Source organism: Pseudomonadota bacterium (assembly GCA_027624955.1).
In the GTDB taxonomy this organism is placed as follows: Bacteria; Pseudomonadota; Alphaproteobacteria; order UBA828; family UBA828; genus PTKB01.
In genome coordinates this window covers 16,152-38,161 of record JAQBTG010000022.1, presented here as the reverse complement: position 1 = coordinate 38,161, position 22,010 = coordinate 16,152, and the positions used below count along the sequence as shown (strand labels likewise).

Here is a 22,010-nt window from a genome sequence, read left to right as displayed (position 1 = left end):
GCGATTACGACCCTTTGCTGGTGGTCATGAGTTCATGCGCGCGGCGCACCGCCTTCACAATATTCTGATAACCGGTACAGCGGCAGAGATTGCCCGACAAAGCCTCGCGGATGGCGTCCTCGCTCAAATCAGGATTCTCATTTTCCTCAAAGAACGTGACCAACGACATGATGAAGCCTGGTGTGCAGAATCCGCATTGCAAAGCATGGCACTCGTGAAAGGCTTGCTGGACGGGATGCAACACATCGTCACTGCTGGCAACGCCTTCGATGGTGCGGATAATTGCGCCCTCGGCCTGTACCGCGAAGGTGAGGCAGGAGCGCGCGGCGGCGCCGTCGAGGCTGACCGTGCAGCAGCCACAAACGCCGTGCTCGCAGCCAACATGGGTGCCGGTCAGGCCGAGTTCGTGACGCAGGAAATCCGACAGCAGCAGGCGTGTGCTGACGCGCCGCGTCACGGCCTCGCCATTGACGGTGAGCGATACCTCGCGCGTCGGATCGCTATTTGCTCTCGCCGCCGTCTGGCGCACACGCCGCGTCATGACTGGCACCTTTGTTGCGCGCGGGCGCGCGCTTCCGTCAGAGTGCGGCGCGTCAGGGTATCGACCAGATGGCGGCGATAAGCAGTGCTCGCCTGGCCTTCGTCCAACGACGTCACCGCGTCGCGCGCGGCCTTGGCCGCAGCCGCGATGGCAGCATCGTCGAGCATCCCGCCGATTAACTCGGCTTCGGCCTTGTCGAGCCGTACCGCTGTTGAAGCGATGCCGCAGGCCGAGAGGCGTGCCGCCGTGCAACGGCCCGCATCATCGAGCGTTACCAGAGCGCAGATGCCCGCCAGAGCGTAATCGCCGTGGCGGCGGGCAAATTCCTTGAATGACCAGCCGGTGTTGGGCGCGAGCGTCGGAACGCGCACGGCGGTGATCATTTCATCATCCGCCAGACTGGTAGTGAGATGAAATTTAAACAGATCGCCGGCTGCGATCGTGCGGCCACCCGACGGGCTGCGCACGTCTACCGCGCCGCCGGTGGCGAGTAACATGGCCGGCAATTCCGCCGCGGCATCGGCGTGGGCGATACTGCCGGCGATCGTGCCGCGGTTGCGCACCACCGCATGTGCGACATTGAGAAGGACCTCGCGCAGTAAGGGATTGGCGCGGTGTACCGCTTCGTCTTTCTCGACTTGGCGCTGGCGCACCATGGCGCCGATGGTGATCTCGGCGTCGCCAACATCAACATTTTTTAGTGCGTCTATGCGGCCTATATCGATTACCAAAACCGGATTGGCGATGCGGAAATTTAGTGTCGGAATCAGGCTTTGGCCGCCAGCAAGCAGCACCGAATCCTCTTCGGCCGCGCGCGCGGCGACGGCGTCTTCGACGCTCTCAGGCGTTACGTAGTCGAACAGCGGTGGCTTCATCTTGCCAATTCGTCTCGTCGATATCGCCGGCAAAGCAACCGTCGTCGGGATCGCTCCAACCGTCCGGCCAATTAATGCCCGTATCGCGCTTTATTTGCGCGAAATATGGGCCGCGGTCAAACATTGCCAGGCGGCCCCGCGCCTGGCGCAGCTCGGCGCGGCGGTTGACGGTGGCGGCTGCATCGGCAGTGAGCAGGCGCCCGTCTTTTTTCAATACCACGCCATATTTTTCCAGCGCCGCCTGTTCCGAGACCAGGCCCGAACGCACATCTGCACATACGCGCTCGGTCTCACGCTCCAGCGGATCGCCCCAGCCGCCGCCACCGGTGGTCTTGATGCGCACCACCGAACCGGCGTTAATAGCGACATTGTCTGACATGCCGGCGACCGTCTGTTCGGCATCATCGCCATCGCTGACGGTAATACCGTAGGCATCGCCCGGCCCACCGCCATTGACGCCGTATGTGTTCAATAGCGCGCGGTCAGCATTTGAAAGAAGTTTTGAATCGGCCAGTGCGCGGACGCGCTTGTCATATCCGCAGCCGCCGCGACGGTATCCGACGCCGCCTGAATCCGTCGCCAAGCCAAGCTTCTCGACCAGCACCGGATAGCGCGTCTCGGAAAATTCGGCCGGCAGGTTGCGCGAATTGGGCACGATATGGACAACATCGCTGCCGTCAGCCCAGGGCCGCCCCGGCCCGCCACCACCCAATACCTCGCGGAAGAGATAAAAATCTTTCGACGTATCGCCGCCATGCAGGCCCCAGATACGGATGGTTTCGTGATCCGCCGGCATGCGCCCGCCGGTCGCCTTGGAAAGGCAGGCGGCGAACACGCCCAGAGAGCGCAGCAGGATGAAAAAGCGCAGCCCCGTGGGTTTGCCGAAGGTCGGCGTGACCAACGTGCCCTTGCCGGGGAAATTGACCTCGATGACGTCGAGCACGCCTTCGTTCATGTCTATTTCCGCCGCGCGCTCGGGCGTCTCAGCGAGCGAGCGCAACACCGGCGCAACCCATTTTCGGAAGAACTTGCCGTCGCTATAGTCAATTGGCCAATTGATTGGCCCCTTGGCTTCCGGGTCGGTGCCGGTAAAATCGAGGGTGATCTTATCGGCGGTCTTGGTCATGGTCAGGCGGAGCGCATGCAGCTTCGGCGCCTCAACGCCATCGCACTCGATATAATCTTCCCAGTGATAGACGCCATCGGCGATCTTGGGCAGCAGCTCTTCGCGGATGGTGCGGGTGCAGTTCTCGATGATGGCATCGAAGGCGGCTTCGAGATTGTCGACGCCGTAGCGCTCGGCCATGGCGATCATCCGCCCAGCGCCCAATTGTGCGGCGCCAATCTCGGCATCAACGTCGCCGCGGAGATGCTCGGAGAGCCGCGAATTGCGCTCGACAATCTTCAGCACCGCTTCATTCAGAACGCCGCGGTCCGAGAGCTTGACCGGTGGGATAACGAGGCCCTCTTGCCACATATCGGTGGCATTGACCGGCATGCTACCCGGCACCGCACCACCGACATCATCATGATGGCCGAACACCTGGCTGAAGCCGATCAAGCGCTCGCCGTAAAAAATCGGCACCGTGGTGCAGAGATCGGGGATATGACCGATGCCGCCGGAGGAGTTGTACGGATCATTCCAGAAAAACACGTCGCCGGGATGAATATCGTCGGCGCCGAAATATTCGAACACGGGCTCAACCAAGGCGGAATAAGAGCGTCCGGTTAATTTTCGCCCTTTGGCGTCAAATAGTGCGACGCGGTAATCATGCTGGTCACGGATCATCGGCGAACGCGAGGTGCGCTCGACAGCCGCTTCGATTTCCAATTCCGCCGAGCGAATGGTGCCGACGATGACTTCCAATTCCACCGGTCCGATGGCAGCCCTCTTTTCTTGACCAGAATCAGAGGTAGTGGAAGTTTCGCTCATGTCAGTTTCTCCAGCAAAAGATTGCCGTGCGCGTCGGCGCCGACCCGCCAACCTTCCGGAACCACAACCGTCGAGCCATATTCCTCGACGATCAGCGGCCCGTTCAGCACATGGCCGGAAGACAATGCCCCACGGCGGAATATATCGCACTCGGCCCACCCCTGGCCACGCCAATAGACCGGGCGCCTAGAGGCGGCGGCCGGCGCGCCAACCTGTTGCTCGGGCGGTGAGACGCTCGGCCGGTGAATGCGGCCAATCGCCTGAATACGTAAATTCACCAGCTCGACATCCTGGGTGCCTTCATAGGCAAAGCCGAAGGTGCGCTTGTGGACGCGGTGAAACTCCGCCCACAGATGCGCGACGGCACCATCGCCGGTGAGCGCGGCCGGTACGGTCACCGGCACTTCATGGCCTTCGCCGACATAGCGCATATCGGCCGAATGGCTGATCTGAATAGCGTCCTCACCGACGCCTTCGGCGGCGATTTCGCGCCGTCCCTGGGCCACCAACGCGCTCCACGCGGTGATGATCTCCGCGCTATCGGCGTTCGATTGCTGGCGCACCAGGGTGCGGATATAGTCGCGCTTAATGTCTGAGACATGCAGGCCGAAGGCCGACAGATTGCCCGGATTGGGCGGTGACAAAACCGTGCGGATGTTCAAGAAATCCGCCACTTCGGCAGCAAAAAGGCCACCCGCGCCGCCGAACGCCACCAAGGCGTACAAGCCGGGCTCGCGGCCCTTCATCACCGAGACCTGGCGGATGCCATTAACCTGGTTGGCGGCGGCAATTTCCATCACCCCGGCGGCGGCTTCCTCGGCGCTCATATCGAAGCGCTCGCCGAGCAGCGCAAAGGCGCGCTTCGCCGCAGCGCCGTCAAGGGCGATTTCGCCGCCGACCAAGGCCTGCGGCAGGCGCCCGAGCACCAGCGCGGCATCGGTTACTGTCGGCTGGGTGCCGCCGCGGCCATAACAAATTGGCCCGGGCTCGGCGCCGGCGCTTTTGGGCCCCACCTTGAGGGCGCCGTAATCATCGACCCAGGCAAGCGAACCGCCGCCGCTGGCGACGGTGGCAATATCGAGCATCGGCGTCTTGACCGGATAATTTTCGACCAGCGAGTTGCTGGTGAGCTGCGGCTCAAGATTTTCAACCAATGAGACATCTGTGGAGGTGCCGCCGACATCGAGGGTCAGGATATCGTTGAAGCCGGCGAGACCGGACATGAAGGCGGCGCCGAGAACACCGGCGGCGGGGCCCGAGAGCAGCATCGTCACTGGCTTTTCGCCAGCCGCGCGGTTGCTGACCACACCGCCGTTGGACTGCATGATAAGGAACGGAATTTCGCCGGCTTCGCGCTGAATCTCCGCCGCCGCATGGTTGAGATAGGTCTTGCAATAGGGCTTCACCATGACATCGATCAGGGTCGTCATGGCGCGCTCATATTCGCGGTATTCCGGCAGCACGACAGACGACAGCGACACGAAGAGCTGCGGGAAATGCTCGGCGATGATCTCGCCCACCCGCTGCTCATGGCGCGCATCGGCGTAGGAATGGATCAGGCACACGGCGAGGCGGGTGACGCCATCGGCGACCAGTTCCTCGACCGCCGTGATGACGCCGGCCTCGTCGAGCGGCGCTAATTCGTTGCCCTCAAAGTCAAGACGCCCCGAGACCTCGCGCACCAGATGCAACGGCACCAGGCGTGGCGGCTTGACCCAGAAGAACGAATTGCCATAGCCGTCGGGCACCGACTGGCGGGCGATTTCGATGATGTGGCGGAAGCCCTTGGTCACCAACAGGCCGAGGCCTTCGAATTTATGCTCCAGCACGGCGTTGGTCGCCGTGGTCGAGCCGTGCAGCACATGGCTGACATCCGCCGGCCCGCCGCCCGCCGCCTCAGCCGCCTTGCGCAAACCATTCAACAGGCCAACGCTCGGATCGGACGGCGTGCTCGGCGTTTTAATCGCGTGCTGGGCGCCGGTCGCCTCGTTGATCGCGACAACATCGGTAAACGTGCCGCCGGTATCGATTGCAATACGAAGATTCATGCCCTGCCCAGTCGCTCAAGGGCCGCGCTGACGGCCAATAAGAAATATCCGTTATGCGGATATGATATTCAAAAAATAAGGTAATTGAGCTCGACTATCATGTCAAGCGGACGGCCAGCGGAATTGGGTTGCGTGAGGAAAGCTGCGTCCGGCAAAATCCTCGTATAGATAGAAAAACTGTGTCGCTATTGCAAACAACTGAATAGCCTAAATTAGGGATACTCGGCGTCAAGTAAAGACTCACATAAATTTCAAACTCTCTAAGAACCCGGGACTGAGATGATGAATATTGCTTCAATTTTCGTGGTCGTTTTGGCTGGATTTGCCCTCGCGTCATGCAACACGACGTCAAGCATGAATGTCCCTAAAGCAAAGACCACAGTTTCTAGAAGCATTGACCAACCTGTTAGCCAACAGGCGTCGTTCGCGCTCTCGAGGGTACTGGCCAATCTAAAACGTGGAACGACAGTCGGGCATTTCCCGGGAGGCGGTGTCGAAGGCGTTGAAGGCTATGGCTGCAATGCGAGGATGCAGGGGAACGCCACCTTGGAGTGGGGCGCCGGAAGTTCCGAACTTGGAAATTGGAGCACCGAGTTGGGCGAAATATTTTTTGAGGTGATGAGCCAAAAGGGACTCAACATCGCCGGCGACCCGACAGACCTCTTTGATCGGGGAGACGCCGCTACGTCAGCTGAATATTTCATCGGCGCCAGAATATCCCAGCTCAATTCAAATTACTGCCAACCGGTCAGCTTTTGGGACGGTACGCCGCAAGACGAATATAGCGGAGAAACATACATCAAAGTGGAATGGACAATATTCTCGAATCTTCTTCAAAGGGAAATATTGAAAACAACGACGGACGGATATTACAAGTTAATTCAACCAAAACGCGAAGGAATTGTGCTCACGTTTCAAAACGCTTTTGCAAATGCTGCCGAAAACCTTACTTCTTCCGAGGCGTTTATTGACATCGCCTTGCGCAAAAACACAGCGCAAGCGGAAGAGAATGTCGGGGACATGATTCTCATCGATAAAGTAATTCTCAAGCAGAATCTGGCAATAGATAACCTCGGCCTTATCATGCCGGCTGTGGTGACGGTGCGTGTTGGAGGCGGCCACGGCACCGGGTTCGTCATTGCAGAAAATGGCCTGATTTTGACGAACGCCCATGTGGTTGGGCCGGCGGAATTCGTGAATATAATTTTGAACAACGGAGTGGAACTAAAGGGTGAAGTATTGAGAAGAAGCGATCAGCGGGATGTCGCGCTGATAAAAGTTCCCATTCGCGTACCCTCCGTCCTCGCTATCCGCGAGGAAGCCGTCAGGCCATTGGAGAAAGTTTTCGTCATCGGCACTCCTATTGACATCGGGCTGAAATCAACAATAACGACCGGCATCGTCAGTGCGCTCAGGCGTATGGAGCGTACTAATTTGGACTTCATTCAGGCGGACGCAGCAATCTCGCGAGGCAACAGTGGCGGCCCCCTATTGGATGAAGGGGGAAATGTAATTGGCATAAGTGTCTTAATAATCGCCCCGGAAGTGAGCGAGGGATTAAACTTGTTTATCCCAATCGGTTCCGCGCTCAACGCTTTAAATATCGAGATTGCCCATAGTGGTGGCTAAAGCGACGTCACATAGCGCATCCAAATAACGCGGAGCAGGACGTCTCAGTGGCGGTGATTGCGCCTTCAAATTCACCGATCCAGGGCTTGGATGGGACGACGCTTGGTGTCGCTCACCGGGGCCTGCGGTAACGCCAGGCTCGCCGCCGATTTAATCCAGTGGCCGGACTGTCCAGTGTTCGTCGATCTCGATGCCGGCTTGGGTCATGATGACGTTGACCGGGCAGCGCTTTTGGAGCGTCGCTTTCATCACCGCCAGCTGATCGGCGCTCGCGTCGGTGGCGAAATCGAGGCGGAGGTCGATCTTTTCGATTGGCTTGGTTATCTCGGCAACGCCGCCTATGCCGCGAATGTCGAGTTCGGTATCGAGCGACATCTTCATGTCATCGATGCGCACGCCCAACTCTTCGGCGATAATTCCGAGGATGACATGCGAGCAGCCGGTGAGCATGGCGACGAAACTGTCGAACGGCGGCGGCCCGATATCGCTGCCACCACGCGCCGGCGGCTCGTCGGTATGAATGCGGTGGCCTTCATAATTGAGCTGCAGACAGGTCGGCGTAAGGCCGACCGCCACCACAGATTTCGGCCTTTTCTTCAACGTGATCTTGCTCACTTGGATTCTCCCCAGCGCTAGACGCGGTCCATCTTTTCAGACTGACAGGTTGCGTCATCTTTTGCGCGCTGAAAAGGCCCGTGCGAGCGCACTGGATCAGCTTTTGAAATCAGGGCGATATTCTCCTAATTCCGGGTCAGTGGCTTATATTTAATCCTGTGCGGCTGGTCTGCTGCTGCACCCAGGCGACGACGGCGGTCTGCGTCGTAATCGTCGTAGTTGCCTTCAAACCAGACAACTTGGCTATCACCTTCAAACGCTAGAATATGGGTCGCCAGCCGGTCTAGAAACCACCGGTCATGCGACGTTATCAAAATGCAGCCGGCGAATTCTAACAATGCCGCTTCCAAGGCACGAAGGGTTTCCATATCTAGATCGTTGGTTGGTTCATCGAGAAGTAAAACATTGGCACCGGATTTCAGCATATTTGCCAAATGTACCCGATTCCGTTCACCGCCCGATAGCTGTCCGACATTTTTTTGCTGGTCGGCGCCCTTGAAATTGAACTGGGCGACATAGGCGCGGCTTTGTATGGAGCGCTTACCCAATTGCAGTTCGTCCAAGCCGCCGGAGATCTCTTGCCAGACGTTATTTGATTCGTTCAAGGTATCTCGCGACTGATCAACGTAACCTAAGACTACCGTGTCGCCGGTTCGCAACGTGCCACTATCGACCTGTTCCTCCCCCGTAATCATGCGAAACAATGTTGTTTTACCCGCGCCATTGGGTCCGACAATACCGACAATTCCCCCCGGCGGCAGTTTAAAATCCAGGCCATCCATCAAAAGGCGGTCGCCAAATCCCTTTTTTAAACCTTGCGCTTCAATCACCAAATTACCGAGGCGGGGACCCGGCGGTATAATAATTTGTGTTGTGCCAGAATCTTGCTCTGCGGCGTCAGCTAACAGTTTATCATATGCTGTTACGCGAGCTTTGCTTTTTGCCTGGCGGGCACGCGGCGAGGACCTAATCCATTCCAACTCCTGCTTGAGAACCCGCTGGCGGGCGTCTTCCTGGCCTTCTTCCTGTGATAAGCGTTTTTCCTTTTGTTCCAGCCAAGATGAGTAGTTTCCTTTATACGGAACCCCTCGGCCGCGATCGAGTTCAAGGATCCACCCGGTAACGTTATCAAGAAAATAGCGGTCATGGGTTACGATGATGACGGTGCCTTTATAATCTTCCAAATGCCGCTCTAACCACGAAACAGATTCCGCATCAAGGTGGTTAGTCGGTTCATCCAGCAATAGAATATCCGGCTTTTGTAGAAGCAAACGACAAAGCGCCACCCGACGCTTTTCTCCGCCTGAAAGCTTAGCCACATCAGCATCACCCGGTGGACAGCGGAGTGCGTCCATGGCGACGTCCAATATCCGCTCCAATTCCCATCCGTTGACCGCATCAATTTTTTCCTGCAAGTCGCCCTGCTCGGCCAATAAAGTATTCATTTCGTCGTCGTCCATTGGCTCGGCAAACTTAGCACTAAGCTCATTGAACTGATCGAGTAGGGCTTTGGTCTCCCCCATCGCTTCCATGACATTGCCCATGACATCTTTATCCGCATCAAGTTCAGGCTCTTGTTCAAGATATCCCACCGAAACACCATCGGCGGCCCAAGCCTCGCCATTGAACTCTTCATCCTGGCCAGCGATGATCTTCATCAGTGTGGACTTACCCGATCCGTTAGGTCCCAAGACGCCAATTTTAACGCCAGGAAGAAACGAAAGCGTGATGTCTTTTAATATCTCGCGGCCTCCGGGGAAAGTTTTAGAGACATTTTTCATCACATAAATATATTTGTAGGAAGCCATGAATTTACCTTCTAAATATTGATTAAATTCTCTTAAAATTACAGAAGAATCAGGGTATCAGAGACGTTATGTGCCGACCTCAGTTCGGCACTATCTGAGAAACGCGGGCGTACCAGAAAATCCGATCCCTCGAAGTTTCAAGCAGAAATTTCACGCCATTCGGCAACAGCGAGCGAGCGATTGGGTTTAAAGATTTGGCGGCTGTGAAGATGGCATTCCTGGTTAAAGTAGTTGTGGATCGAATCCAGGATCGAAACGAATTTTTGGTGAGATTTCACATTCCCGATATTCGCCATCATACGCTCCCGTCGCCGAAACGGCTGGTGTGATTTCTCCGCGCCAGAGGTAACCCAATTCGCCATTGATATGCACGAAAATCTCGCCGAGATGCCATCGCCAAGATGAATATGATCGATCATAAATGCGCCGCTTGCGGATCTCGGCCGCAAACCTCGGACCGAACCGGTACCACTAGGCGCGAACCATTGCATAGCTGATATAGATACCGCGTTCGTGGAGCAAATATTCGACCTGCCTCAGCGAAAGCGGATACCGGACATACATCATCACAGCTTTGCGGGCAATTTCGGGCCATGTCTTGAAATATCGGAAGTGATTTTTCATCGCGGGACCGTACGAAACGCTGCCTTCAGGCTCAAGCCGATTTCGCCTGACACGGCCCCTGGACGAGCTCACCGCTTTGCTCGCCCGCTCACAGTAATCCCGCTGCCGGCCCCGTATCTCTGATCGGGCTCCGCCTCGCGTACAGAAAACTTTGCGAGCATCCGCCAACTCGAATGTTTTGGCGGGCTTTTTTCGCAACATTTTGGAGCTTGATTTTACGGCACAAGAATACCCGTCGCCCTACAAGCGCAAGCGTCCCTTCGGCGAGACGCCGGATCAACCTGACTTGATCGCCAAAGATTTTGCCGAACCCGCCGAGATGTTGACGCAGCACCCCTAGTTTAACGTCGCCGCCGAGAACAGCACGCTGAAGCTTTCGCACCAGATCACCACTGAGCTGTACGCGGCGGGATCCACGTTCGCCGGGAACTGGTAATTCTGATTGCCGCTGGAGCCTTTGAGCGCGCCGAGTGCGACATGGTTGGCGCCTGTGACGTCCGCAGAGGCTCGAATGTCGGCGCGATCGACGAGGTAGACAACGAGGTCCGGTCCGGGCGTGACCTCGAATTCCGAGAGGCGCAGCGCGTGCGCGCCGTTTGCTTCGCGATAAATCGTTGCCGTGCCACGACCGCCATGCGAGCCGTCCACATCGACGAAAGTTCCGGAAGCGAGCGTCACAGCGTTGCCCGCGGCGGGTTCGTCGACATGTTTCTCGACCGCGCAGGCGGCGAGCGGAAGCAGGCTTGCGGCCAACAGGCCGAGTTGGAATTGGCGGCGGGTGAAGATGGTGGGCATGATGTTTTCCCTGCGTCGGTGGGCGGATGTTGTGATTGGGGCGGGGCCACTGACCCTACGGCGGAAGCTCCTGCGAATCCAATAGCCGCCGCCAACGGAATGGCCGCGAAATACGCCTGTGGAGACACGTCGGCGAGGGGCCTTTAATTCTCCAACGCTACCGTCTTCCCGGCGGGAGGCCGCTGGTTAATGCGGCGCTATTTTTATGAATCTTCGCCATTAATCCCAGCACCCTGAGATGATCAGGAAGTCTGAGAATGAACTGGTGGTGGACGCAGTGGCATTGTCAGACTAAAATATTAGCGATTTTTATGATCGTCTAAAGGTTGTAGAAAATCACCAATTTCTGCGGCTTTCATGAGCTGCCGTAAATCGCAATTTCAACCCGGTTGGCGTTAGTCTGACAATGCCGCAGCCTTCAGCCGTCCGCCGCTGCCGCCATCTGGGTCACGGCACATTCATCCTCACGCCACCACAGGGACGCGAGGTCGGCGAGATCGGCATCGCGGTCCCAGATGCGCGCCTTGATCGAGCCGATATCGGTATCGAGCGTGCGGTCTATATATTTCCCTTTATAGATGGTCGCACCTGAGTGGCACGGGAGTCGGTTGACACCGTCTTTCTGGCCGCCGCCGCTGGCATTGCTAAGGCGCACGCGCTCGGCACGGACGGCAAGGCAAACTCGGCTGCCCGCCGCCACAACATCGCCGCCACTCCACATGCCGCTCAGAAAATTCTCACCAATGCGCACTCTGGCACGCCCGTCGGACACCGCTTCCAAGGTTCCTTCGAGAAGATTTTCCATGCCCATAAAATCGGCGACGAATTGATTCGACGGGCGATCGAAGAGGTCGGTCGGCGGCCCCTCCTGCACAATCTCGCCGTGCTGCATCAAGATGATGCGATCGCTCATGGTGAGGGCTTCTTCCTGGCTGTGGGTGACGTATATGAATGTGATGCCAAGGCGTTCATGCAGATCCTTTAACTCGACCTGCATATCGACACGGAGTTTTTCATCCAACGCGCCGAGCGGCTCGTCGAGCAGCAGGATCGCCGGCTCGGTGACGAGTGCCCGGGCCAGTGCAACACGTTGGCGCTGCCCGCCCGAGAGTTGATGGACGCGACGGTCGTAAAGACCCGTGAGGCGCACCAGGTCAAGCGCCCGCTCCGCATTCTTGCGCCGTTCGCCTTTGCCTTGGCCGCGCAGGCGCAAGCCATATTCGATATTCTGGCCGACGCTCATATGGGGAAACAGCGCATAGTGCTGGAATACGGTGGTGCAATTGCGCTTGTTGGCCGGCGTGTGAGTCACATCTTCGCCGTCAATCGAGATACGGCCGACGCGCGTGGGCCGCTCCAGCCCGGCGATTATCCGGAGCAGGGTTGTCTTGCCTGAACCGCTCTCCCCCAAAAGAGTCAAAAACTCGCCGCGCCGCGATGTCAGCGAGACATTGTCCAAGGCAAGCACGTCACCGAAGCGATGGGTGGCGTCAACCACTTCGAGAATGGGCGCTTCCGCGATGTCACTCACGCTCATCTCCCTGCCCTGCCGGCATTTCCCCGGTTGTCCATAACTCCCTCATTTCTTCTCGCTAAAGCCGACCCGAATCGCAACAAAGGTCAGGAATATGCTGGCGATGGTGATCAATGTGCTCATCGCGAAAATAAGTGGCACCGATGTGTTGTGCGCGCCGGATTGAATCCAAAGATAGAGCGGTAAGGTCGACTGGCCGGCACGCATGAAAATACTGAACGGCAACTCATTAAACGACAGCAGGAAGCCGAAGAACCCGGCGGCGAAAATACCGGGTTTGAGAACCGGCACTTCGATTTGCCAAAAGCGCTCCAACTTGCTGGCGCCAAGGTCCGAGGCGGCTTCAAGCAAACGCTGGTCGAAGCGCGAGGCGACGACCATCATCGCCAAAAGCGCGAACGGAAAAGCCCAAATAAAATGCGCCAGCGCCAGCGACCAGAGACCCATCTTGAAGTGCAGCCCGACGCGGAAGAACAGGAAGATCGACATGCCGGCAACGATCCCGGGCACCATCAACGGCATCAAAAACGCCATCAGAAACGGCCCGCGCCGGCGAATGCGCGGCAACACGGAGCCCACCGCGAGCGCAGCCGCCATACAGGCGATCGAGGTGATGGCGGCGAGCAGCAGGCTCAACAAGAGAGGCTTCACAATGCGAAAGTTACCGCCATAAGCCTCGCCCTCGCGCTGGCCCGAGCCGTAAAACATGTCATCATACCATTGCAGCGTCCAATCGCCCGGGAAACCGGTGAGCGGCTCGCCGCTGACCGAAAGCACGATCAGCCAAAGAATGGGGAAATAAATGATGCCGAGAACAGTATAGCCGAGCGTCGCCGACCCCCAGGCCGACCAATATTGGGCGATCCGCTCGCCGAGCGGCATGCGGCTCGCCGCGACGAGTGAGATATCGGATCGCACGGTCATCGCTTAAATGTCATCGCTTAAATGTCATCGCTTAAATGTCATCGCTTAAATGTCATCGCTTAAATGTCATCGGTTAAGGCTCGCGAATACATTGGCTAGGCCGCCCATGGGCCTGAGTGCGGCCCACAAGATCATTTGGAAAGCCAACATGATGGCCAGGACAATCGTCGCCAGTGCCGCGGCCATGGTGAAATTGCGCGCGCCGATCATGTTGTAGACATTGTGACTGATCATCAGCACATTGCCGCCGCCCATCTGCTGTGGCACCACGGTATCCCCCAGCATAGGCACGAAGCAGAAGACGATGCCGGCAACGATTCCGGGCAGCGAGAGCGGTAAAATAATGTGATAGAGCGTGCGCCAGCGATTGCCGCCAAGATCCTTACTCGCCTCTAGGTATTCATTATCGATCAACGATATCGAGAGAAAAATTGGCCACACCATGGCGGGAAAATATTGCCCGAGCAGCCCGAGATGCACCGCGAAATCCGAGAAAATCAGCCATTCCACGGGCTCGCTGACGATACCGACGTCGAGCAGAGCCGTGTTCACCAAACCGTGGATGCTCATCACCGCGCGCCAGACAATCACCCGCGCCACGGGGCTGAGGAAAAAAGGCACGGTGAGCGCCGTGAAGGTAATCAGTTTCAAGGTTTGATTTTTCGCCCCTTTGGCGAGCCAGAAGGCGAACGGGAAGGCGAGTAAAAGCTCGATCGCCGTCATGGTGGCGGCGATACGGATAGTCCGTTCCAATAGATTTCCGCCGCCGTAGAAGAACAGCTTTTCGTACGCCGTAAAGCTCCAGTCCCACTGGATCTTCACGCCCTTGGTCTGCAAAAAAGAGAATATGACGATGCCGATGAGGGGCAATACGACAGCGAGAAACCAGAATGTCGTAAAACCGCTTAGCGTCCAAATTCCACCCGGCAGCCGAGGCAGCAATCCTCGCCCCCACAGCCCGCGCGAGCTGTCTGCATGCCTCATCGTCATCACTAGAATCTACCAATAATTACAGGCGGCGCGGTGTGCGGGCACCCTGGTGCTCTGAATGCACCAGGGTGCCCGACCCGTTGGCCAACGAGAAATACTAGTCCAACTACGCGTTCAGCACACGATCCGTAGCAGCTTGAATGTCCTGAAGATGCTCAGGAACCGCCGTGAACCACATTTGCTCATGCGAGAACTTGGTCTTCAACTTGTCCTGCGCTTCGGCGATTGCGATACCGACATCTTCGCCGAGACCCATGGATTTGGCATATTCCGCACCGAGGTCGGGGCGTCCCGAAACATATCCACGCAACGGGCTGATCGCCGCCGCGTAGGCGCCCGACATCAGCCAGTTCAGGAAGGTGTAGATTTCCTCAAAGTTGCCCCTGTCCTGGACCTGCGTTGGGATGTAGGCGGCATGCATCCACTTCATATAGCCCTCAATCGCATTGGCGTAGACGAAGTCGGTCATACCGGATTTTTGCGCTTCCTTCACCGCCGGCTCCCAGCAGCGGATGGCGAGGACTTCGCCATTTTTGATGAGCGATACCTGGTCATCGAAGGTGGTGTGAAAGCTGCGGAACTGGCCGGCCTCCTTGCGTTCGATCAAGTAATCGGCCGTGGCGTTAGCCTCCGCCGGCGTCATGTTTGCCGGATCGTTAATCGCCACCTTGCCGGAGCCCTTGAGGAACATGGCGCATTCTTCCAGGTAGTAATACATGGTGCCGGTCGCGCTCTTGCCCATGGTACGCTCGTCTTCGAACACCAACGACCAAGACACCGCTTCCGGCGGATAGGGCTCGTTCAGCTTGTCGGGGAAATAGCCGAAACTATCGGCGTTCATGGCGAGCGGCGTGCCCCACACCGTGCCACCCTCCGGTTTCAGGTCGCGCGTGAGATAGGGCACCTGCTTGATCGAGTCGGGCATCCCCGCCCAATTCGACAAATTACCATGCTCGATCGGGATAATGGCCTCGCCGTTGATAAGCTCTTGCTCGGCGCCCGAGAGGGTGGAAATCAGATCAAAGCGGTCACCGGCGTCATTCACCAGCACTTCGTTCAGGAATAGACCGGGGTCGTCCTTCATCACCTCGCCTTCAAGGCGAATACCGGTATCCTTCTCGAACGCGCTCCAATCGCCGGGAATCATCGTCGGCGCCGTCATGAGAAAGCGAACCACGCCTGATTCCGCTTTGGCACGCCGGGTGAGACCCTTAAGAATTGCCGGCGCACCGACAATCACTGCGCCAGTCGCCGCCGCACCTTGAATGAAATTACGGCGCGAAAGATTGTAGTAAAGATGTTTGCTCGTGATCTTCTTGTTATTCGCCATGATGGCCTCCCAGGAAAAATTGAGACAAAATTTGAACTTCACGCTCTTCAAAACTACTCGCAACAACCGTCGTGCGAGAATTATGGATCAAGTATGATCACATGCCCATAGGTTATTCGCAAAAGCCTATGCTTAAAGCGGAGGCATTGTCACGTTAACAGGTAGGACACGCAAGGAACCGTGTGTCCGTCGTCATATAATTTGGAACAATCTACGGCCTGATCTAAAGGAGGATTTGGCCCATCTGGTTCAAGATATTAAGCGGCGTATTTGCTGTATTGCAAGCGCCGGTTCTCCATCGTTTTCAGTTTGATCCTTTCTCGTTGTTTTAGAATTGATTGCCCACGCCCGAAGTAAACGTCTGCGGGCATTGTCACGTTAACAGGCAGGACACGCAAGGAACCGTGCCAGCTGTTTTTCAAGCCGCCACGCACGCATTTTCCCACACGCCGAATGCGTCGGTTCGCAACCGCTTGAATGTGGACCTACTGAGTAAATGACGCTGGACATAAAAGCTGTTGTAGACGGCAGATTGGATGTTCAGAAACCGTTGGGCAGAGCCTGGTGATTTGAACTTCTGCTGTTTGCGTTCCCGTCGTCGCACTGGCTGATGCGAGTTTTCAGCACGATTATTCGCCCGCTTGTTATCGATGTGCTCAGCCGTCAGGCCGAGGGTTCGAATGGCGACATGGTAGGATCTGAGCTTATCGGTTGTAATCCGGGTCGGCGCCACTCCCTGTTTCTTCAGCAGTCTGCGCATCAATTTCAACGCCGCCTTCGCGTTCCGCCGGGATTGGACGAGAAAATCGAGGACTTCGCCTTCATTGTCGACCGCTCGCCACAACCAGTGACGCCGCCCTCGAATGACGATGACCATTTCATCGAGATGCCAGAAATCACTCGGTGCCGGCCGCATGCTGCGCAAATTCTTTGCGATCGGCGCGCCGAATTTGAGAAACCAGCGCCGCACGCTCTCGTAGGAAATATCAAGACCCCGCTCCGCAAGCAGATCCTCTACATCTCGATAACTCAAAGTAAACCGGGCATAGAGCCAAACCGCGTGGATAATAATATCCGGTGGAAATCGATGGCGAGCAAACGAGATGTTATCCATCTCGACAGGCTATCGCAGATGCCCCTACACGTCCTTCCTGTTAACGTGACAATGCCCAAAACTCGCCCCCCGCAAGCAAACCAATCACGCCGCCTGATGGCCCCGCCACCAACTTCCGGGCGCAGCTCCACTTGCCGTGTGAATGGCAAGAATGGGACGAAGCTAAATCGAGTCCAAATCCATCAACCCGACCGCACGCCAATTCCCGATTTCACCCACATAGTAGATTTCAATCAAACCTGCTTACAAATGGAGCTCTTGTCTTCATTTAGAGCGCAAAGGTGAAGATTGGGCAGCGTGCCGTCCTAAGATTGACCTGAAAGGCCAACCGAATTGCCTAACACCACTTTTCCACAGTACCGCAATGGTGCAATTTGGAACGGACAAAACTGCACTTACAGTGCACTTACGGCGCTATATGGCAAAACGTTGTAATCTTCTAAGTCATTGAAATATTGGTGGGCCTGGCAGGACTCGAACCTGCAACCAGACCGTTATGAGCGGCCGGCTCTAACCAGTTGAGCTACAGGCCCGCCCGCAAGATGCGCATTCGGCGGTGCGAGCGCAAGTCCCGTTTGTGGCTTTTTTTGATTTCCCGGGGCCCGCCGCAGCGACTTGATGCAAATCAACGTCCGGGCCGATCTGCCGCGCCATACTAGATCGCATGGAAGCAGAAATTCTTCACCGCGATGACCGCGCGGCACCGCGCTATATCAGCAATCCAACAGCGCCGTACTTGACGAACGCGGCGTGCTACCACGCGTGGCCGGAAGCGCTCGATCCGACACTGCAGCTCTCGCTCCATTTTCATATTTCGTTCTGCGATTCGCTCTGTTGGATTTTCGACTGCACCACGATGGTGGTGCCGCGCTGCGAACACGTGGCCAAACATCTGCAGCGTCTGAGAAACCAAGTTGAAATTGTCGCTCGCATTCTGGCCGAGCGACGATGCGCGTATCGAAGTCCTGGCATCCGGGAGGCCACTTCTCCGCGTCGTTTGCACTGCCTTTGACAACTATTGGAAACCGGCGGAATCACGGCATAGCCGGGCAATTTAACCAACCACGGAGTATCGAATGATGGCGAAGGTTGTGAGCCTGCACGGCGCGACCCCGGCCGAAATATTTAGTTCCGGGCTAGACAATCTCGGTGCGATCGAAGAAGTCGCGCTCTCGGTCTTGTGGAAGGATGGGCGCGTCACCGCCGGCTGGTCGGCCACCGACATGTCCAAGCTGGCCTTCATGATCCTCGCGCTCGACGAGGAGCAGCGTAAACGCAACCTGCGCTCTGGAGAGGCTTGAGAATCGTGCGGTTATTCCGCATGTTTGGCGTATGCGAATAGCGCTCCTGGCCCTCGTGTTTCTCGCCGCCGCGTTTGGCTCGGAACAATCCTTGCCCGGTGGTTTGTCGGCGCGCGCTGAAGGCGACAGCTCGGCGGGACGTAAAGTTTTTAAACAATGCCGCAACTGCCATTCGGTGCGGCAGGGAAAATTCGGCACCTTCGGCCCCAATCTCTTTCAAGTGGTCGGCCGCATGGCCGGCACGGCGCCGGAGCATAAATATTCGCCAGCGCTGGCCGGTGCCGGCTTTGCCTGGACACCGGAGCGGCTCGACCGCTGGCTAACGGACCCGCAAGAATTCTTGCCCGGCGCAAAGATGAAATATGTTCTCGAAAGCGCGGTAGCGCGCGCCGACGTGATCGCTTACTTAATCGCCGCCGGGAAGCGTTAGGCCGGCGCGCGATTTAACGGCGCCGCCGCGCCGGTCAGCCACTCCACCACATCCGGCCACGGCGCTAGTTCGGGCGCGAGACGCGCGCGCACCATGGCGTGGTAGGCGTCGAGCCAGTCCAACTCCTCATCGTTCATCAGCACCAAATCCACCAGCGCGCGATCGATTGGCGCAAGCGTCAGCGTTTCAAAAGCGAGAGTAGGGCGTTCGGCCCCTTCAAGGCCGGTCGCGGCGATGACGGTCACCAAGTTCTCGATGCGAATGCCAAAGGCGCCCGCCTTGTAATATCCTGGCTCGTTGGAAACGATCATGCCGGGCTCAAGCGCCGCCGGGGTGGGATGCTTCGAAATCCGCTGCGGCCCCTCATGCACGTTCAAATAGGCGCCGACGCCATGGCCAGTGCCATGGTCGTAGTCGAGGCCTGCCTGCCACAAAAACTGACGCGCCAGACTGTCGAGCTGAGCGCCAGTGGTTCCAACCGGGAAGCGCGCCCGCGCCAATGCGATATGGCCCTTCAGCACCCGGGTAAAGCGGTCACGATACTCTGCCGTCGGCGCACCAATGGCGACAGTGCGGGTGACGTCGGTGGTGCCGTCAAGATATTGACCGCCCGAATCCACCAGATAGAGCGACCCGGCTTGGAGCGCCCGGTCGCTTTCCGGTGTGACGCGGTAATGCACGATAGCGCCATTGGCCGCGGCGCCTGAGATGGTGTCGAAACTGGGTCCGCGGTAATGCGCGCCACCGGCGCGGAATGCCGCAAGCTTTGCCACCGCCATCAACTCAGTGACCTCTTCTGAACCATCCAACCCAGAGAGCCAGCAGAGGAAACGGGTCAACGCCAGACCATCCCTCAAATGCGCGGCGCGGATGCCGTTTAATTCCACCGCGTTCTTGCACGCTTTCGGCAGCGCGCAAGGGTCTGGTTTTTTGATGATAGCAGCGCCCGCGCCGCACAGGCGCTGAACCGCCCAGTCTGGCGCCGTCGCAGGATCGAGCATAACTGACTTGTCAGCAGCGCCGAACGAATCAAGCGCGGTGCCAAGCGCCTCAGGAGATGCCGTAGTGATTTCATCGCCGAGATGAGCAGTTAGTTCTGCCACCTGCTTGCGCGGATCAACGAACCACTGCACCCGGCCGTCTGCCTGTAACAGAACGAAGGATTGCGGCAGCGGCGCACATTCGACATCGGCGCCGCGAACATTGAGCAGCCAGGCAATCGAATCCGGCGCGCTCAAAAAGGCCGCCGCCGCGCCTGCCTGTTTCACCTGGCCGGCAATCTCACGCCGCTTCTCGGCTGATTCTCGCCCGCTAAACTGAATATCCTGGGGCACGATAGCCCCCACGGGTCTGGGTGGCTGGGCGTGCCAAACCTCGTCGAGCGGGTTGGAGTCGCAGGGTTTGAGCTCAGCGCCAGCCCGCGCGCACGCCTCGCTCAGCCGGCGCCGCTGATCGGCGCTGTGCAGCCACGGATCAAAACCCATCTTCATACCGGCGGAAAGATTGGCCTCGATCCAATTATAGGGCGGCGATTCGGTAATATGATGGCGCTCATAGAGCGCGCCATCCGTTTGGTTTTCTATTTGCAGCGTGTAGCGGCCATCGGTAAAGAGTGCGGCCTTCTCGACCAGAAGGAGGGCAAGGCCGGCCGAGCCGGTAAAACCGGTGAGCCAGGCAAGGCGACGCGAGCGCCGGGCGACATATTCACCCTGGTGCTCATCCGCAAGCGGCACCACGAAGCCGTCGAGGCCTTGGCGCCTGAACGCCGCGCGCAAATCGGCAAGCCGCGCCGGCGATGCACCCGATTGGCCGATGCCGTCATCCATCGCCGCCAACGTCTCGCGCAATGCAACCAGCTGAGCGCGCAACGGGCCTTCCGCCGCGGGCACGACCAGGCGCAGCCATTCACCGTCGTCTAGCGGGCGCGGCGCCGCCGCGATCCCGGCCAGCAGTTCCTTGACGTCTCTCAGCGAGGTCGACGCGCCGGACGCCGTCAAGAGCTCAGCTAAGTTTTCGTCGCCTTGGTAGGTGAGTTTAATTTTATTCATGGCGCAATTTGTACTAGCTCATGAAGGCGCGCTTCAAGCAGCAATGTCAGCCATAAATCCGAATCGGGACGCCCGCAACCGCCGCAAAGACCGGTCCAAATTTGGCGTAAAGATGGTTCAGGGCCAGCTCGATGCGAAAAAATTGCGCATCTTTGTGCTTTTTAACGCGCACAGAGCGCTTTCACAGTTGACATGAATTTTTAAAGATGTATATACATATTACATGATCAACGAACAAACCATAGTCGACAGCCCGGACATTCGTACTTGCGTCTGCGCGAATTTGCGCCGCACCACACGAATGGTCACGCAAGCCTATGATGCGGCATTGCGGCCCGCTGGGTTGAGAGCGACGCAGTTCACACTGCTTGCCGTCCTCGCCAAACGCGGACAACTTCGACAAAGCTATCTCGCCGAAATATTGGTGGTGGATGGGACGACGCTGACTCGCAACCTTCGGCCACTCGTTAAAAACCAGTGGATCGAGATCGACCGCGACAGCGATCAGCGAGTGCGTTTGATCTCAATCACGGCAAAAGGCCGGCGAATCCTCGCCAAGGCGGTTCCCATGTGGCAACAGGTCCATGCGCGGTTCGTCACCGGACTCGGAGATGAGCAATGGTCGTATTTGCTAACCGCTCTGACCGAAGCGACCGCTATCGCGCAGCGAGACTGAAGCTTTTTTTTGCGTAAATAGATGTATCTACATTTTATTTAATGGATTTTAAAATGACGTCCCGAAAACAAGAACTCCGCCATGGGGCACGCCGGCCGGGGACCCGAGAATCCCAAACCGCTTAAACTTTTAACCGAGGAGCAAACCACATGACTCACGCTATGCAGCAGCCGATCTCCCATGGCGTCGTTCCCGAGCAGCCGAGTCTTGCATCGCTGGTCGACGCTGATGTGATACGCCGTGCAGCGATTGTCGCCTTAATTATGGGCAGCGCTCTAACGCTGGCCAATCAACCCGATGCCTTCTTCGGCGAAGGCGCGGTCCGAATTCTACCGCTTCTCCTTGTCTTCATAACGCCGTTCATCGTCGTAACGTTTTCACAAATCCTCGGCATGCGCCGCGCCCACCTGGATGCGCGCGGCGTTCAGACGCCCCCTCTGGAAAGCCTTGCAGCCAGTGCTCTGTCGCAAGCGATCCCGCGCAGGTCCGTGGCTATGGGCGTAATCGTTGGCTCGGCGAATACAGCGATCACTGTTCTCACCGCGCTGACGGATGGGCTCGTCTTGGCCGATCTACCGACCGCTCCGATTGGCCAGGCCTTTGTTCTCCCCATGCTGTTCAGCATGATTTCCCAAACGATTTCCTACCGCCGCGTAGCACGCCGGATCGCCGCGCGGCATCAAAGCGAGGCTTTCGAATCGCCCCAGCCAAGCACTAAACAGGCATGAACATGCAGAGCTTGAAGAACACCAAGCCGGCAACGGCGCCGGATTTTATCCAAATCCCAAGTAGGGC

Annotated in this window: 19 protein-coding genes, 1 tRNA gene and 1 pseudogene; 6 read left to right on the top strand and 15 right to left on the bottom strand. The window is 57.6% G+C overall.

All coding sequences use genetic code 11. The features are described 5' to 3' along the window. Positions 1-4: 4 nt before the first annotated feature. The 4 genes from O3A94_10170 to O3A94_10155 are packed head-to-tail and all read right to left on the bottom strand — an operon-like array spanning position 5 to position 5,397. Positions 5-541, bottom strand: coding sequence for a (2Fe-2S)-binding protein (locus O3A94_10170; GenBank protein ID MDA1356619.1), 537 nt, complete (start codon positions 539-541; stop codon positions 5-7). Continuing rightward, positions 538-1,416 carry a xanthine dehydrogenase family protein subunit M gene (locus O3A94_10165; GenBank protein ID MDA1356618.1) on the bottom strand — a complete coding sequence of 293 codons (879 nt, stop codon included), beginning with the start codon at positions 1,414-1,416 and terminating at the stop codon, positions 538-540. The genes O3A94_10170 and O3A94_10165 overlap by 4 nt, the downstream gene beginning before the upstream one ends. Then, complete coding sequence (locus tag O3A94_10160; protein ID MDA1356617.1) at positions 1,382-3,349, bottom strand: hydantoinase B/oxoprolinase family protein; 1,968 nt, start codon at positions 3,347-3,349, stop codon at positions 1,382-1,384. Before O3A94_10160 ends, O3A94_10165 begins: the two co-directional genes overlap by 35 nt. Continuing rightward, complete coding sequence (locus tag O3A94_10155) at positions 3,346-5,397, bottom strand: hydantoinase/oxoprolinase family protein (GenBank protein ID MDA1356616.1); 2,052 nt, start codon at positions 5,395-5,397, stop codon at positions 3,346-3,348. The genes O3A94_10160 and O3A94_10155 overlap by 4 nt, the downstream gene beginning before the upstream one ends. 279 nt (positions 5,398-5,676) lie before the next feature. Here O3A94_10155 and O3A94_10150 point away from each other — a divergent pair, with 279 nt between their 5' ends. Next, positions 5,677-7,026 carry a trypsin-like peptidase domain-containing protein gene (locus O3A94_10150; protein MDA1356615.1) on the top strand — a complete coding sequence of 450 codons (1,350 nt, stop codon included), beginning with the start codon at positions 5,677-5,679 and terminating at the stop codon, positions 7,024-7,026. Between the two features lie 150 nt (positions 7,027-7,176). Here the strand turns inward: O3A94_10150 and O3A94_10145 are convergent, their stop codons facing one another. From O3A94_10145 to O3A94_10100, 10 genes and pseudogenes are all read right to left on the bottom strand, one after another. Next, positions 7,177-7,641 (bottom strand): OsmC family protein, encoded by a 465-nt coding sequence (locus O3A94_10145; GenBank protein ID MDA1356614.1) that lies wholly within the window; start codon positions 7,639-7,641, stop codon positions 7,177-7,179. Positions 7,642-7,766: 125 nt separating this feature from the next. Continuing rightward, the gene (gene ettA / locus O3A94_10140; GenBank protein ID MDA1356613.1) at positions 7,767-9,449 is read right to left on the bottom strand and encodes an energy-dependent translational throttle protein EttA; all 1,683 of its coding nucleotides are present in this window, start codon (positions 9,447-9,449) and stop codon (positions 7,767-7,769) included. Positions 9,450-9,586: 137 nt separating this feature from the next. Continuing rightward, positions 9,587-10,073 (bottom strand): annotated as a pseudogene (locus O3A94_10135) (hypothetical protein). Between the two features lie 336 nt (positions 10,074-10,409). Next, the gene (locus O3A94_10130; GenBank protein ID MDA1356612.1) at positions 10,410-10,868 is read right to left on the bottom strand and encodes a DM13 domain-containing protein; all 459 of its coding nucleotides are present in this window, start codon (positions 10,866-10,868) and stop codon (positions 10,410-10,412) included. A 418-nt stretch (positions 10,869-11,286) separates the two neighbouring features. After that, positions 11,287-12,399: an ABC transporter ATP-binding protein gene (locus O3A94_10125; protein MDA1356611.1), complete on the bottom strand. Its 1,113-nt coding sequence runs from the start codon at positions 12,397-12,399 to the stop codon at positions 11,287-11,289. 48 nt (positions 12,400-12,447) lie between these two features. Continuing rightward, positions 12,448-13,326 carry an ABC transporter permease subunit gene (locus O3A94_10120; protein ID MDA1356610.1) on the bottom strand — a complete coding sequence of 293 codons (879 nt, stop codon included), beginning with the start codon at positions 13,324-13,326 and terminating at the stop codon, positions 12,448-12,450. A gap of 66 nt (positions 13,327-13,392) precedes the next feature. Further along, a complete protein-coding gene (locus O3A94_10115) occupies positions 13,393-14,316 on the bottom strand; it encodes an ABC transporter permease (GenBank protein ID MDA1356609.1) in 924 nt (307 codons plus the stop codon). Positions 14,317-14,422: 106 nt separating this feature from the next. Beyond that, entirely contained in the window at positions 14,423-15,646 is a 1,224-nt protein-coding gene (locus O3A94_10110) for an extracellular solute-binding protein (protein MDA1356608.1), read from the bottom strand. Between the two features lie 418 nt (positions 15,647-16,064). After that, a complete protein-coding gene (locus O3A94_10105; protein MDA1356607.1) occupies positions 16,065-16,760 on the bottom strand; it encodes an IS6 family transposase in 696 nt (231 codons plus the stop codon). Positions 16,761-17,216: 456 nt separating this feature from the next. Then, positions 17,217-17,293: transfer RNA gene (locus O3A94_10100), tRNA-Ile, on the bottom strand. Positions 17,294-17,424: 131 nt separating this feature from the next. Here O3A94_10100 and O3A94_10095 point away from each other — a divergent pair. The 3 genes from O3A94_10095 to O3A94_10085 all read left to right on the top strand — a co-directional run bounded on the left by O3A94_10095 (position 17,425) and on the right by O3A94_10085 (position 18,491). Then, positions 17,425-17,772 carry a hypothetical protein gene (locus O3A94_10095; protein ID MDA1356606.1) on the top strand — a complete coding sequence of 116 codons (348 nt, stop codon included), beginning with the start codon at positions 17,425-17,427 and terminating at the stop codon, positions 17,770-17,772. Between the two features lie 64 nt (positions 17,773-17,836). Then, positions 17,837-18,061, top strand: a complete 225-nt coding sequence (locus O3A94_10090) for a hypothetical protein (GenBank protein ID MDA1356605.1) — start codon at positions 17,837-17,839, stop codon at positions 18,059-18,061. A 31-nt stretch (positions 18,062-18,092) separates the two neighbouring features. Continuing rightward, positions 18,093-18,491, top strand: coding sequence for a c-type cytochrome (locus O3A94_10085; protein ID MDA1356604.1), 399 nt, complete (start codon positions 18,093-18,095; stop codon positions 18,489-18,491). Here the strand turns inward: O3A94_10085 and O3A94_10080 are convergent. Continuing rightward, complete coding sequence (locus O3A94_10080) at positions 18,488-20,539, bottom strand: M24 family metallopeptidase (GenBank protein ID MDA1356603.1); 2,052 nt, start codon at positions 20,537-20,539, stop codon at positions 18,488-18,490. The two genes, O3A94_10085 and O3A94_10080, sit on opposite strands and share 4 nt — an antisense overlap. A gap of 223 nt (positions 20,540-20,762) precedes the next feature. Between O3A94_10080 and O3A94_10075 the strand changes: the two genes are divergently transcribed. Both O3A94_10075 and O3A94_10070 read left to right on the top strand, forming a co-directional pair. Then, the gene (locus O3A94_10075) at positions 20,763-21,215 is read left to right on the top strand and encodes a MarR family winged helix-turn-helix transcriptional regulator (GenBank protein ID MDA1356602.1); all 453 of its coding nucleotides are present in this window, start codon (positions 20,763-20,765) and stop codon (positions 21,213-21,215) included. Positions 21,216-21,376: 161 nt separating this feature from the next. Further along, positions 21,377-21,943: a hypothetical protein gene (locus O3A94_10070; GenBank protein MDA1356601.1), complete on the top strand. Its 567-nt coding sequence runs from the start codon at positions 21,377-21,379 to the stop codon at positions 21,941-21,943. The last annotated feature ends 67 nt before the right edge of the window (positions 21,944-22,010 follow it).